Here is a 12,197-nt window from a genome sequence, read left to right on the forward strand (position 1 = left end):
ATGCGATATCAGTTCAAGACCAGCTACGACCGGGACATCGACCTCTTCGGCGATGCCGCGCAGCGCAACTGGTACCTCGCGCTGCTCGCCGTGTTGTGCGCGGCGCCGCTGGTGCTCGAGCAGTTCTGGCTGGGCGAGCTCTCCTACGTCTTCATCCTGTCGATCGCCGCCGTGGGGCTGATGCTGCTCACCGGCTATACCGGGCAGGTCTCGCTGTGCCATGGCGCCTTTCTCGGCATCGGCGCCTATGCCTACGCGGTCCTGCTGCAACGGGGCGTGCCCTTCTTCGTGGCCGCGCCGCTGGCGAGCCTGATCACCGCCGGCGTGGGGGCCGCCATCGGCTTTCCCGCACTGCGGCTGGTCGGCATCTATCTCGCCATGGCGACCCTCGCCTTCAACTTCATCGTCGAATATGTCTTCGTGCACTGGGACAGCGTGACCGGCGGCTTCTCCGGTTTCGCCGTGCCGCAGCCCACCGTATTCGGCTATTCGATCGTCGACTATCCGCTCTTCTACTATCTCACGCTTGCCGCTTTGCTGTTCGCGCTCTTCGTCGCCAACAACATCATGCGGGCCCCGACGGGACGGGCGCTGATCGCGCTGCGCGACAGCGAGGTGGCGGCCCAGTCGATGGGCGTCAAGCTCACCCGCTACAAGACCATCTCGTTCGCCCTGTCGGCCGGGCTGACCGGGTTCGCCGGCGCCTTCTTCGCCCACAAGATCGGCTATCTGGCGCCGGACGCCTTCGGCATCCTGCTGTCGATCCAGCTGCTGCTGATGGTGGTGGTGGGCGGCCTCGGATCCTTCCGGGGCGCCATCTTCGGCGCGCTCTTCGTCGGCGCCCTGCCGTCGGTCATCGCCCTGCTGCGCGATTTCCTGCCCCAGTCCGTGGCGCGCCAGCCGGGGCTGGAGCCGGGGCTGTTCGGCCTCATCCTGATCGGCTTCATCCTGTTCGAGCCGCATGGCATCGAGGGGCGCTGGCGCAAGCTGCGGCTGTTCTTCTCGCAGTTCCCCATGTACCGCGTCGCTACCTTCAAGAAGCAGAAGAGCTTCACCAAGTCGGAGCGCTTCCGGTGATCGCGCTCGAGGCCAGGGAGCTCGCCCTCCACTTCGGCGGCATCAAGGCTGTCGACGGCATCAGCTTCCAGGTGCCGGAGCGCAGCGTGTTCACGCTGATCGGCCCCAACGGCGCCGGCAAGACCACTGTCTTCAACCTGATCAGCCGGATCTACGAGCCGACGGCCGGCCGCCTCATCTTCGAGGGGCGGGACATCACCACGGTGCCGCCCCATGATATCGCGCGGCGCGGCATCGCTCGCACCTTCCAGAACATCGAGCTGTTCGAGAATGCGACGGTGCTCCAGAACCTGCTGCTCGGCCGCCATGCCCACGCCGCCGGCAACGTCGTGGCCGAGCTCATGTTCCTGCCGGGCGTGCGGCGCCGCGAGATCGCGCACCGCGAGGCGGTGGAGCGGGTCATCGACTTCCTGAACCTCGAGCCCCATCGCGACACGCTGATCTCGGGCCTGTCCTACGGCGTGCGCAAGATCGTCGAGCTCGGCCGGGCGCTGTGCACCGAGCCGCGGCTGCTGTTGCTCGACGAGCCCTCGTCCGGCCTCAACCCGGAGGAGACCGACGACCTCGTGTTCTGGATCCAGGACATCCGCGACATCCTCGGTATCACCGTGCTGATGGTCGAGCACGACATGGGGCTGGTCAGCAAGGTGTCCGACCACGTGCTGGCACTGAACCACGGGCAGGTGATCGCCAGCGGCACCCCCGGCGCGGTCAAGAGCGACCCGCAGGTCGTCAAAGCCTATCTGGGGGGCTGAGCCATGCGTGAGCCGCTGCTCCGGCTGTCCAACGTCGAGACCTTCTACGGCCCGATCCGGGCGATCCGGGGCGTCTCGCTCGACGTGCACCAGGGCACGATCGTCGCGGTGCTGGGTGCCAACGGCGCCGGCAAGACGACGATCCTCAAGACCATCTCCGGCGTCATGGATCCGCTCAAGGGTGCCGTCGTCTTCGAAGGCCGCGAGATCCAGGGCGAGGACCCGGACCGGATCGCCCGGGCCGGTATCGCCCACGTGCCGGAGGGGCGCGAGACCTTTCCCTATCTCACGGTTCGCCAGAACCTGCTGATGGGCGCCTATGCGCGGCGCGACCGGGCGGCCGTGCCCGGCGACCTGGAGATGGTCTACGGCTATATCCCGCGCCTCCGCGACCTGAGCCAGCGCGTCGCCGGCTCCATGTCGGGGGGCGAGCAGCAGATGCTGGCGATCGGCCGCGCACTGATGAGCCGGCCGCGCCTGCTGCTGCTCGACGAGCCTTCCCTCGGCCTGTCGCCGCGACTCGTGGGCGAGGTCTTCGAGCTGATCCGGCGCCTCAACGGCGAGACCGGGCTCACCATCCTTGTCGTCGAGCAGAACGCCGGCACGGCGCTCGCCACCTGTCACTTCGGTTTCGTTCTCGAACTGGGGCGCATCGTCATGGAAGACACCTGCGAGAACCTGATGGCGAAGGACGACATCAAGGAATTCTACTTGGGGATGAAGGACGAGGGCGTGCGGGAGGGGCGGCGCTGGAAGCGGCGCAAGACCTGGCGCTGATGACCCTCGATCGCCGACAGGTGTGCGAATGACGATTGCGATGCAGGCACCCTCGGATCTGCACAGCGTCGCGCCGCAGCGCGGCCCGGCCTGGGCGAGGGTCGATCCCCGGATCCGCTCGATCATCGAGGTGGAGACCCTGCCGCGGCTGTTCGCGGCGGCCACGCGCCAGCGCGGCGACGCCGTCGCCATGCGCATGAAGGAATACGGCATCTGGCAGGGCGTGAGCTGGCGGCAGTATGGCGAGCGGGCCCGCTGCGCCGGGCTCGGCCTGGCTGCGCTCGGGGTCCGCCGTGGCGAGGCCGTCTCGATCATCGCCGAGGGCCGGCCGGAGTGGCTCTACGCCGAATACGGCATCTACGGCATCGGCGCGGTGTGCAACGGCATCTATACCACCGACAGCCCGGCACAGGTCGCCTATATCCTGGGCGACAGCGGCTCCGTCGTCTGCATCGTCGAGAACGAGGAGCAGCTCGACAAGGTGCTGGAGGTGCGCGGGCGCTGCGCCGCGCTGCGCGCCATCGTGGTCATCGACATGAAGGGCCTGCACCAGTTCAGCGACCCGATGGTGATCAGCTTCGCCGATCTCCTGGCGCGGGGCGAGCAGCACGGCCGGGCGCAGCCCGGCGTCTGGGAGGGCGAGATCGAGATGGCGCGGCCTGAGGACGTCGCCGTGCTCATCTACACCTCCGGGACCACCGGCCCGCCCAAGGGAGTGATGCTCACGCACCGCAATCTGGTGTTCAAGATCGAGAATGAGACGGAGCTGCTCGGCCAGTCGAGCCGCGACAGCCTGCTCAGCTTCCTGCCGCTCAGCCATATCGCCGAGCGCTCGTATTCCTCGTTCTTCCCGCTCAAGACCGGCGCGGTGGTCAACTTCGTCGAGAGCGGCGAGACCATGGCGGCCAACCTGCAGGAGCTGCAGCCCACCATCCTCTTCGCCGTGCCGCGCGTGTGGGAGAAGTTCCACTCCGCCGTCGTGCTGCGCATGAAGGAGGCGACGCTGCCGGGCCGGCTGTTGTACCAGGCGGCTATCGGCCTGGGGTACCGGCTGGTGGACCAGCGCATGGCCGCCCGCCGCCCGCCGCTCGCCCTGCGGGCCGCCTATGCGCTGGCGAGCCGCGTGGCGCTGGAGAACGTGCGCCGCTCCATCGGCGTCAGCCGCTGCCGGTATCTGGTGACCGGGGCGGCGCCGATCGCCCCCGACGTCATCAAATGGTATATGGCGCTCGGCCTGGACATGCGCGAAGCCTACGGTCAGACCGAGAGCGCCGGCATGATCACCTGCACGCCGGCGGGATCGGCGAAGCTGGGGACCGTCGGCAAGGGCGTTCCCAACGTGGAGGTGCGGCTGGGTGCCGGCGGCGAGATCCTGGCGCGCGGGCCGAATATATTCGCCGGCTACCTAAATCAGCCCGGCAAGAGCGCCGAAACCGTGGTCGACGGCTGGCTGCACACCGGCGACGTCGGTACCATCGACGAGGATGGCTGGGTCCGCGTCGTCGACCGGCTGAAGGACATCATCATCACCGCCGGCGGCAAGAACATCACGCCATCGGAGATCGAGAATCAGCTGAAGTTCAGCCCCTATATTTCCGATGCCGTGGTGATCGGTGATCGGCGCAAGTTCCTCACCTGCCTGATCATGGTCGACCAGGACAATGTCGCCCAGTTCGCCCAGGACAACGGCGTGCCGTTCACCAGCTTCGCCTCCCTCTGTCGGGCCAGGGCCGTGCAGGACCTGGTGGCGGCGGAGATCGAGAAGGTGAATCGCAACGTCGCGCGCGTCGAGACGATCAAGACCTTCAGGCTGATCGAGCAGGTGTTGACCGCGGAGGATGCCGAGCTGACGCCGACGATGAAACTGAAGCGGAGCTACGTCAGCGAGACCTACCGCGAGCTGATCGACGAGATGTACCGCGAGCCCGCGGTCTGACGGCCGCCGTGCGCGCGCGAGCCGCAACGAGGGCGCGACGGTCGCGCCGGCACACAGGAGACTTGATCCCATGACGACACGTTTGGACGGCCGCGTGGCCATCGTTACCGGCGCCGGCGCCGGCCTTGGTCGCGCCCATGCGCTGCTGCTCGCCCAGCAGGGCGCCAAGGTGGTGGTCAACGACCTCGGCGGGGCGGTGAATGGCGTCGGCGGCGACCAGGCGGCCGCCGACCGGGTGGTCGCCGAGATCAAGGCGGCGGGCGGCGAGGCCGCGCCGAACTACGATTCCGTCGAGACGCCGGAGGGCGGCGCCGGCATCGTCGAGACGGCGCTCAAGCGGTTCGGGCGCCTCGATGTCCTGATCAACAACGCCGGCATCCTGCGTGACAAGAGCTTCGCCAAGATGGAGCTGGCCGACTTCGAGAAAGTGCTGAAGGTGCATCTTTTCGGCACGGCCTACTGCACGAAGGCGGCGTGGCCGGTGATGGTCGAGCAGAAGTACGGTCGCGTCGTCGTGACGACCTCGGTCGCCGGCACCAGCGGCAACTTCGGCCAGGCCAACTACGCCGCCGCTAAGCTCGGCCTCGTCGGCTTCATGAACGCCCTCGCCATCGAAGGGCAGAAGAACAATGTCCTCATCAACGCGGTCTCTCCCGGCGCCAACACGCGCATGACGGAGGGCCTGGTCGGCGACGCGATCACCGCCTTCATGGGGCCGGAGAACGTATCGCCGGCCGTCGCCTGGCTTGCCAGCGAGGCCTGCAACGTGACGGGCACCATCATCACCGCGGCCGCGGGCGGATTCGGCCGGCTGCACTATTTCGAGACGGCGGGCGTGCAGTTCGACCCCCGGCAGCCGATCACCGTCGACATGTTCGCCGAGCGCTTCGCCGATATCTACGGCCTCGACACCGTCGTGCCGAGCACGGCCGGCCCTGCGGGCTACATCGACCAGCGCCTGAAGAGCGCGAGCCTGATCTGAGGTCTTGAACTGAGAGTACGTCGTCGTGACCGGGTGATGCCGCCCGGTCATCGCGTGCGTGAGGCCGTCCGGCCATCGCATCCGGCGGCCGTGCGCGCGCAGCGGGCCATCCAGCGAAAACAAGGGGAGGGGAGTATCATGTTCACCAAGGTCTTCGGCGTCGTCGCCGCCGCCTGTCTGGTCGCCGCGCCAGCGCGCGCCCAGGCCCCGCTGCACGGGGTCAGCGACAGCGAGATCCTGCTGGGCTCGGTCACGGCGCTGAGCGGCCCCGCCGCCTTCGCCGGCGTTGCCGAGACGGCGACCCTGCAGATGGGGATCGACGAGATCAACGCCGCCGGTGGCATCCACGGCCGCAAGCTGCGGCTCATCGCGGAGGATGCGCAATACCAGGTGCCGCGGGCTGTGCAGGCGGCCAACAAGCTGATCAGCCGCGACAAGGTCTTCCTGATGGTCGCCAACATCGGCACGCCGATGAATCTCGCGATCTTTCCCGAGCAGTTCAAGGCCAACATCCCCAACATGTTTCCCGCCTCGCAGGCCAGGCAGATGTGGCTGCCGTTCGACCGCCTGAAGTTCGTGGCCGCCTCCGGCTATTACGACCAGGCGCGCTCGACCATCAGCTGGATGGTGCAGGCCAAGGGCAAGAAGAACGTCTGCGCGCTCTACCAGGACACCGATTTCGGCAAGGAGACGCTGGACGGGGTCAAGGATCAGGCCGCCGCATCCAAGATCCCGGTGGCCGAAACCGCGGGATATCGCCCGACCGATACGGACTTCACAGCCCATATCCTGAAGCTCAGGGCGGCCAAGTGCGAGCTGGTGCTGCTCGGCAGCCTCGTCCGCGACTCCATCCTGATCTACACCTCGATCCGCAAGAACGGCTGGACCGATGTGGACGTCGTCGGCAACGCCGCTGGCTACGACCCGGTGGTGGCCGCTGCGCCCGGCATGGACGGTTACTACGCGGCCACCTCGGCGCTGGTCCCCTTGCGCGACGAGGCGCCCGCACCGGTGCAGAGGTGGATCGATGCGTACAAGAAGCGCACCGGCAGCGACCCCAGCACCTCCGCCATCAACGGCCAGGTGGCGATCGATCTGATCCGCATCGGCCTGGAAAGGGCCGGCAAGAACCTGTCGGTCGAAACGTTCATCGCCGGGATGGAGAGCATCCGAGACTACCACGACATGTTCGGCGGGCCGGAGCAGAACTACAGCGCGACGAGCCATCAGGGCACGCGCTCTTCCTTCCTGACCGAGCTCAAGGGTGGCAAGTTCATCCCCCTGAGCAAGGAACCGGTCGACTACAAGGATTAGTCTAGAGCGTTTTCGAGCGAAGTGGACGCCGGTTCGCGTGAAGAAAACACAACAAATCAGTCAGATAGAGCATTTCGGCGATTCGAGGAAACGCGGAAATGCTCTAGAGCGGCATCTGCCCGGTCTCATGACTGGATCTGATCGGGCCCATCCTGGGAGGGATCGATGGCGGAGCGAGCCAAGCACAAGGTCATCATCACCTGCGCCGTGACGGGGTCGATCCACACCCCGTCCATGTCGCCGCATCTGCCGGTCTCCGCCGAGGAGATCGCCGAGGCCGCGATCGGCGCCGCCGAGGCGGGCGCTGCCATCGTGCACCTGCATGCGCGCCATCCGGAGAGCGGCTTGCCCGACCAGAGCGTCGATGCCTTCACCCCCTTTCTGAAGGTCATCAAGCAGCGCTCCAACTGCGTGCTCAACATCACCACCGGTGGCGCGACGACCATGACCATCGAGGAGCGCGTGCGGCCGGCTGCGCACTTCAAGCCGGAGGTGGCGAGCCTCAACATGGGCAGCATGAACTTCGGGCTCTATCCGATGCTCGAGCGCTTCAAGGAGTTCAAGCACCCCTGGGAGCGCGACTACCTGGAAGGATCGCGCGGCCGCATCTTCCGCAACACCTTCGAGGATATCGAATACATCTTGACGACGTGCGCGGAGAACGGCACCCGCTTCGAGATCGAGTGTTACGATATCGGCCATCTCTACACGCTGCGCCACTTCGCCGACCGGGGCATCGTCAAGCCGCCCTTCTTCATCCAGAGCGTCTTCGGCATTCTCGGCGGCATCGGTCCGCATGCGGAGGACGTGATGCATATGAAGCGGACGGCGGACCGGCTGTTCGGCTCCGATTATCGCTGGTCGGTGCTCGGCGCCGGGCGCCATCAGATGGCCATCGCGGCACAAGCCGCCGTCATGGGCGGCAACGTCCGTGTCGGCCTCGAGGATTCGCTCTGGCTGGGGCCGGGCGAGTTGGCGCCGTCCAACGCCGCTCAGGTCAGGCGCGCGCGTCACCTGATCGAGGGGCTCGGGCTCGAGGCGGCGTCACCCGACGAGGCGCGCGCCATGCTCGCCCTCAAGGGCGGCGAGCGGACGGAGTTCTGATGCGCCGGGGTGAGCGGGGAGAGGCCAATGGCAAGCCCTGAATTCGCCGCGCTTCTGGCCGCGCTGGGCCGGCCGCAGGCGGACGCCGATCTCGGCATCCAGGCCCGGCGCGCCGGCTTCGAGCGGCTGGCCGACAGCCTGCTGCCCCTCGACGACGACGTCCGCTGCCAGCCCATGATGATCGGCGGCGTGGCCTGCGACGGGATCAGCGCCGGCAGCGCGGGGCCGCGCCGAACCATCGTCTTCCTGCACGGCGGTGGGTATACCGTCGGTTCGCCGCGGACGCATCGCGACCTGCTCGGCCGTCTCAGCCGGGCGGCAGGGGCCTTCGTCGTGGCGCCCGACTATCGATTGGCGCCCGAGCATCCGTTCCCGGCGGCCTTGGAGGACGCGGTGCAGGTCTACCGCACGCTGCTGAGCCTGGGGGTTCCGCCGTCGGGCCTCCTGGTGGCCGGAGATTCGGCCGGAGGGGGGCTGGCCTTGTCGCTGCTGCTCACGGCGCGCGACGCCGGCCTGCCGTCGCCGGCTGGCGCAATGCTCATTTCGCCATGGACCGATCTCACCCTGTCGGGGGCTTCGCTGGACGAGAACGCCGCCTGCGACCCGCTCGTGCAGCGGCGCGGGGCAGCCGCCTCTGTCCAGCGCTATATCGGCGCCGCGGGGGATGCCGCCCATCCTCTGGTCTCCCCTCTCTTCGCCGACCTCCGCGGCCTGGCGCCGCTGTTCATCCAGGTGGGGCTGGCGGAAGCGCTGCGCGACGACGCCTTGCGCCTGGCCGAGCGGGCAAACCAGGCAGGGGTCGACGTCGAGCTCGACCAATGGCCCGAGATGATCCACATCTGGCCCTTCTTCGCCAAACTCATTCCCGAAGGGCGCGGCGCGATCGATCGCCTCGCCCGCTTCGCGCGGGCGAGGGTGCGCGGCCCGATCGATTGAGCTTGGGCATTCCGCGGGGGGCCACCATGCCAGGCGCCGGCGCTGGCTTTTCCCCCGTGAACGGGCGCCCCGGCGCCCTGGTCGGCCGGCCCGGCCGCTACCAGGCGGCGAGCAAGATGCCGAGGAGGTCGTCCCGGCCGCGGATCGGCTGGGCATTCTGGTGCAGAAACCAGTCATACTCCGCGTCGCACGCCACGTCCGGCAAGATGTCGCGATCGATGCCGAGATCACGCAGCCGCTGCGGTATCGGCATAGCCTTCAGAAATCCCTCGATCGCCGCGACGACAGGGGCCACGGCGTCTCCGGACGTGTCGATGCGCAGCAATTCGGCAAGGTCGGCAAGGCGCCTTCCGGTGGCGGGCGCATTGAAGCGCATGGCATGAGGCAGCAGCACCGCATTGACGAGCCCATTGTCCAGGTGGAGCCGTGCGCCGATGGCATGGCCGAGGACCGACGCGAGGGCGCCGGTGGTGTGGTCCGTGCCGCGACCGCACATGAGCGCGGCGAGCATGAGCTCGCCGCGCGGCGCGAAGCTGTCGTCGCGGGTGCCGAGCTGCCCGGTGCGGCGCAGCAGCAGGCGCAGCGCATGCATCAGCTCTGCGTCCGCCAGCGGTTCGCGTGTCAGCGATTCCAGCCCCTGCACGGCCATGACGAAGGTGTTCAGCGCGGCGCTGCGCACCAGCTCGGGCGGCGCGCCCATGGCCAGGTCCGGGTGCATGAACAACGCCTGGGCCCGCGTCTGGGGATCGAACAGGGTCAGCCGCCGCCCGCTCGCCGGATCGAGCACGGCAGCGCCGGCCTTACCGTAGGCCGTCGTCGGGGTCGTCGGCACGACGAACTGGGGGAGCTTGGGCCGCGTCAGCCGGGGGCTCATCGGCGGCCGCCCGGGCCGGACCTGCGCGCAGAGCTGGTGGATGTCCCCATCCTCCGCGAGAAGGATCGCCGCGGCCCGCGCCGTGACAATGGCGGAGCCTCCGCCCAGGGCCACCACCGCGTCCGCTCCGGCGTGGCGGATCGCCCCGGCGGCGGCCTCGACCGCGGCGAGCGGGCTGTGTGCGCGGACGCCGTCGAACACCCCGACCAGTCGGTCGCCAAGCCCGGCCCGCCGGACCAGATCGACGGCGCCCGCGCGAACGACCGACGCGCCGCAGACGACGACGGCGCGCGTGCAGCCGAGGCGCCGCATTTCCGGCGCCAGCTGGCTGAGGCTGTCTCCGCCATAGTGGACCCTCAGACCCGCCGTGACGTGCTTGAACGAGATGGAGTCGGGCATGGCGAGCGTATCCGGATCGATTGAGAGGAAGTGCTCCAGTGTCAAAGGCTTGGAGCACACTCTTCCGATCGGATGCATGCATCCGGTCGGGAAATGCCCTACCGCATGGACTGGCCGCCATTTATGTCCAACACGGCGCCGGTCACGAAGTCGGCGGCCTCGGACGCCAGGTAGACCACGGCCGCGGCGATCTCCTCGGGCCGCCCGATGCGTCCGGCCGGCAACGCCGCGGCTGCCGCCGCCTCGTCCTCCCGGGATAGCACCAGGCGCAGCATCGGCGTCTCGATCATGCCCGGCGCGATGGCATTGACCGTGACACCAAGCGGGCCGCCTTCGCGCGCCGCCGTCTTGGTAAGCGTCAGGACCGCGCCCTTGGCGGCCGAGTAGGCGGCGCTGCCACGCACGCCACCGACCTGGCCGGCAAGCGAGCTCACTGTGATGATGCGCCCGTGAGCGACCGGAGCTGCCGCGCGTCGCCGCAGCATCTCGCGCACGACGAGGAAGCAGCCTCGAGCATTGACCGCGAAGCTGCGCTCCCATTCGTCCAGCGACGTGTGCACGAGGCCGGTCCTGGCGCCGTCACGGGCGATCAGCAGGCCGGCGAAGTTGGCGAGCACGGCAGCGGGGCCGCGGCTGGCCTCGACGGCCTCGAAGAGTGCCACCACCGAAGCCTCGTCGGTGACGTCGACGCGGTAGGAGCCGTGGCCGGTTCCAGGCAGCAGACTGGCCGTTTCGTCGGATGCCGCCTCGTTGAGATCGGCCACGGCGATGGTCATGCCTTGCCCGGCCAGGGCGATGCTCGCGGCACGACCGAGACCGCTGCCGCCGCCGATGATCAAAGCCAGTCTGTCAGCCATCGTGAGCTCTCCGGTGGCCCTGCGGCCGTGGTTGACTGATCTGCCGAGCGCGAGGGCGCTGCGTCTTCAGGCAGCTTTGCGCCAGGACTTCACTTCCGGCAGCACCTTCGCGGCGTAGAGGCGCATGTTGCGTTCTGCCTCCGCTGTCGTCAGGCCGCCGTAGGTCACGTTGACCTGAATGTCGAAGTCGCCGATCAGCTTGCGCCGCCGCTCGTAGTTCTCAAGGATCTGGTTGGGCGTTCCGAAGTTGTTGACCCGTACGTACTCTTCGCGCGCCTTGACATGATCGGCCGTCCGCGCCTTGTTGGCCGCCTCGGCATAGGCCGTGTACCCTTTCGTCTTTTCGAAATGATTGCTCTTGAACTCGTAGTGATCGATGATGATGTCGTAGTAGTTGCCGATGTGCTTGAGAGCCTTCTCTTCCGCCCGATCCGCGCTCTCGTCGCAGAACATGAATTCCGTGCAGGTCGGCGGCGGCGCGGCGTGCCCCTGGGAGTCCGCGAACAGGCGACGGTACGTATCGAAATGGGAGACCATCTCGGCCCACGGCTTCTGCGCGAAGACGGTCATCCTGAGCCCGAGGCCCGCGGCAATTGGCACCGTATCGGCTGACATCGCGACACAGGTGATCCGATCCTTGAAGCTGCGGAACGGGCGTGGCCGAACCTCCGTCCGCTTCTGCTTGTAAAAGGGGCCGCTGCCTTCGACCACGCCGGTCTCGACACCGGCGATGACCATCTTGGCTGCCTCGTTGAATCTCTCTCTTGCTTCATTCATGTCGATGCCGAAGGCTTCGTATTCGCGACGTGCAAGACCCCGGCCGATGCCGAAGTGAGCGCGGCCCTGGCTCAGATGGTCGAGAAGGATCATGCGTTCGACGACGCGCAGCGGGTTGTTCCACGGCAGGATGACGGCGCCGGTCATCAGCTCGAGGCGCTTGGTCTGAGCGGCGACCCAGGACAGGAAAGCGACGTTGTCCGGCGCCATCGAGTAGTTGCTGAAATGGTGCTCGACAGCGCTGATCTTATCAAATCCAAGCGGCTCGGCGAGGCTGGCGATATGAAGGTCGCGTCGATAGGCGTCCGCATCCGATAGCTCGTCGAACACGTTCTGGAAGATGCAATTGATACCGACGGTGGTCATAGGCAGCTCCCTCGCGAAGGCCGGTCTGGCGACCTAGTCTCAA

The 12,197-nt window shown here is 67.6% G+C and carries 11 protein-coding genes; 8 read left to right on the forward strand and 3 right to left on the reverse strand.

The window, feature by feature from the left end; translation table 11 throughout:
- The 8 genes from IEW34_RS20005 (at position 1) to IEW34_RS20040 (ending at position 8,881) form a co-directional block, all read left to right on the forward strand.
- Positions 1-1,077: a branched-chain amino acid ABC transporter permease gene (locus tag IEW34_RS20005; RefSeq protein WP_188610985.1), complete on the forward strand. Its 1,077-nt coding sequence runs from the start codon at positions 1-3 to the stop codon at positions 1,075-1,077.
- Positions 1,074-1,832 carry an ABC transporter ATP-binding protein gene (locus IEW34_RS20010; RefSeq protein ID WP_188610986.1) on the forward strand — a complete coding sequence of 253 codons (759 nt, stop codon included), beginning with the start codon at positions 1,074-1,076 and terminating at the stop codon, positions 1,830-1,832. Before IEW34_RS20005 ends, IEW34_RS20010 begins: the two co-directional genes overlap by 4 nt.
- Before the next feature lie 3 nt (positions 1,833-1,835).
- Positions 1,836-2,609 carry an ABC transporter ATP-binding protein gene (locus IEW34_RS20015; RefSeq protein ID WP_188610987.1) on the forward strand — a complete coding sequence of 258 codons (774 nt, stop codon included), beginning with the start codon at positions 1,836-1,838 and terminating at the stop codon, positions 2,607-2,609.
- A 28-nt stretch (positions 2,610-2,637) separates the two neighbouring features.
- The gene (locus tag IEW34_RS20020) at positions 2,638-4,545 is read left to right on the forward strand and encodes an AMP-dependent synthetase/ligase (protein ID WP_244642103.1); all 1,908 of its coding nucleotides are present in this window, start codon (positions 2,638-2,640) and stop codon (positions 4,543-4,545) included.
- Between the two features lie 70 nt (positions 4,546-4,615).
- A complete protein-coding gene (locus IEW34_RS20025; RefSeq protein ID WP_188610989.1) occupies positions 4,616-5,527 on the forward strand; it encodes an SDR family oxidoreductase in 912 nt (303 codons plus the stop codon).
- Between the two features lie 138 nt (positions 5,528-5,665).
- On the forward strand, positions 5,666-6,841 hold the full coding sequence (locus IEW34_RS20030) for an ABC transporter substrate-binding protein (protein ID WP_188610990.1): 1,176 nt from the start codon (positions 5,666-5,668) through the stop codon (positions 6,839-6,841).
- Positions 6,842-7,006: 165 nt separating this feature from the next.
- Positions 7,007-7,945 carry a 3,5-dioxohexanoate:acetyl-CoA acetone transferase gene (gene kce / locus IEW34_RS20035; RefSeq protein ID WP_188610991.1) on the forward strand — a complete coding sequence of 313 codons (939 nt, stop codon included), beginning with the start codon at positions 7,007-7,009 and terminating at the stop codon, positions 7,943-7,945.
- A gap of 27 nt (positions 7,946-7,972) precedes the next feature.
- Positions 7,973-8,881, forward strand: coding sequence for an alpha/beta hydrolase (locus IEW34_RS20040; protein WP_188610992.1), 909 nt, complete (start codon positions 7,973-7,975; stop codon positions 8,879-8,881).
- A gap of 97 nt (positions 8,882-8,978) precedes the next feature.
- Here the strand turns inward: IEW34_RS20040 and IEW34_RS20045 are convergent, their stop codons facing one another.
- From IEW34_RS20045 to IEW34_RS20055, 3 genes are all read right to left on the reverse strand, one after another.
- Complete coding sequence (locus IEW34_RS20045) at positions 8,979-10,154, reverse strand: iron-containing alcohol dehydrogenase family protein (RefSeq protein WP_188610993.1); 1,176 nt, start codon at positions 10,152-10,154, stop codon at positions 8,979-8,981.
- Between the two features lie 98 nt (positions 10,155-10,252).
- Positions 10,253-11,011: an SDR family NAD(P)-dependent oxidoreductase gene (locus tag IEW34_RS20050; RefSeq protein ID WP_188610994.1), complete on the reverse strand. Its 759-nt coding sequence runs from the start codon at positions 11,009-11,011 to the stop codon at positions 10,253-10,255.
- 66 nt (positions 11,012-11,077) lie between these two features.
- Complete coding sequence (locus tag IEW34_RS20055) at positions 11,078-12,154, reverse strand: LLM class flavin-dependent oxidoreductase (protein WP_188610995.1); 1,077 nt, start codon at positions 12,152-12,154, stop codon at positions 11,078-11,080.
- Positions 12,155-12,197: the final 43 nt, after the last annotated feature.

Origin of the sequence: Chelatococcus reniformis (assembly GCF_014640075.1) — a bacterium.
GTDB classification, from domain to species: domain Bacteria; phylum Pseudomonadota; class Alphaproteobacteria; order Rhizobiales; family Beijerinckiaceae; genus Camelimonas; species Camelimonas reniformis.

Bases quoted from the DNA above. Each gene is read 5' to 3' on its own strand.
- IEW34_RS20005 (WP_188610985.1), top strand. From the start codon at position 1: ATGCGATATCAGTTCAAGACCAGCTACGACCGGGACATCGACCTCTTC.
- IEW34_RS20015 (WP_188610987.1), top strand. From the start codon at position 1,836: ATGCGTGAGCCGCTGCTCCGGCTGTCCAACGTCGAGACCTTCTACGGC.
- IEW34_RS20020 (WP_244642103.1), top strand. From the start codon at position 2,638: ATGACGATTGCGATGCAGGCACCCTCGGATCTGCACAGCGTCGCGCCG.
- IEW34_RS20025 (WP_188610989.1), top strand. From the start codon at position 4,616: ATGACGACACGTTTGGACGGCCGCGTGGCCATCGTTACCGGCGCCGGC.
- IEW34_RS20030 (WP_188610990.1), top strand. From the start codon at position 5,666: ATGTTCACCAAGGTCTTCGGCGTCGTCGCCGCCGCCTGTCTGGTCGCC.
- kce (WP_188610991.1), top strand. From the start codon at position 7,007: ATGGCGGAGCGAGCCAAGCACAAGGTCATCATCACCTGCGCCGTGACG.
- IEW34_RS20040 (WP_188610992.1), top strand. From the start codon at position 7,973: ATGGCAAGCCCTGAATTCGCCGCGCTTCTGGCCGCGCTGGGCCGGCCG.
- IEW34_RS20045 (WP_188610993.1), bottom strand. From the start codon at position 10,154: ATGCCCGACTCCATCTCGTTCAAGCACGTCACGGCGGGTCTGAGGGTC.
- IEW34_RS20050 (WP_188610994.1), bottom strand. From the start codon at position 11,011: ATGGCTGACAGACTGGCTTTGATCATCGGCGGCGGCAGCGGTCTCGGT.
- IEW34_RS20055 (WP_188610995.1), bottom strand. From the start codon at position 12,154: ATGACCACCGTCGGTATCAATTGCATCTTCCAGAACGTGTTCGACGAG.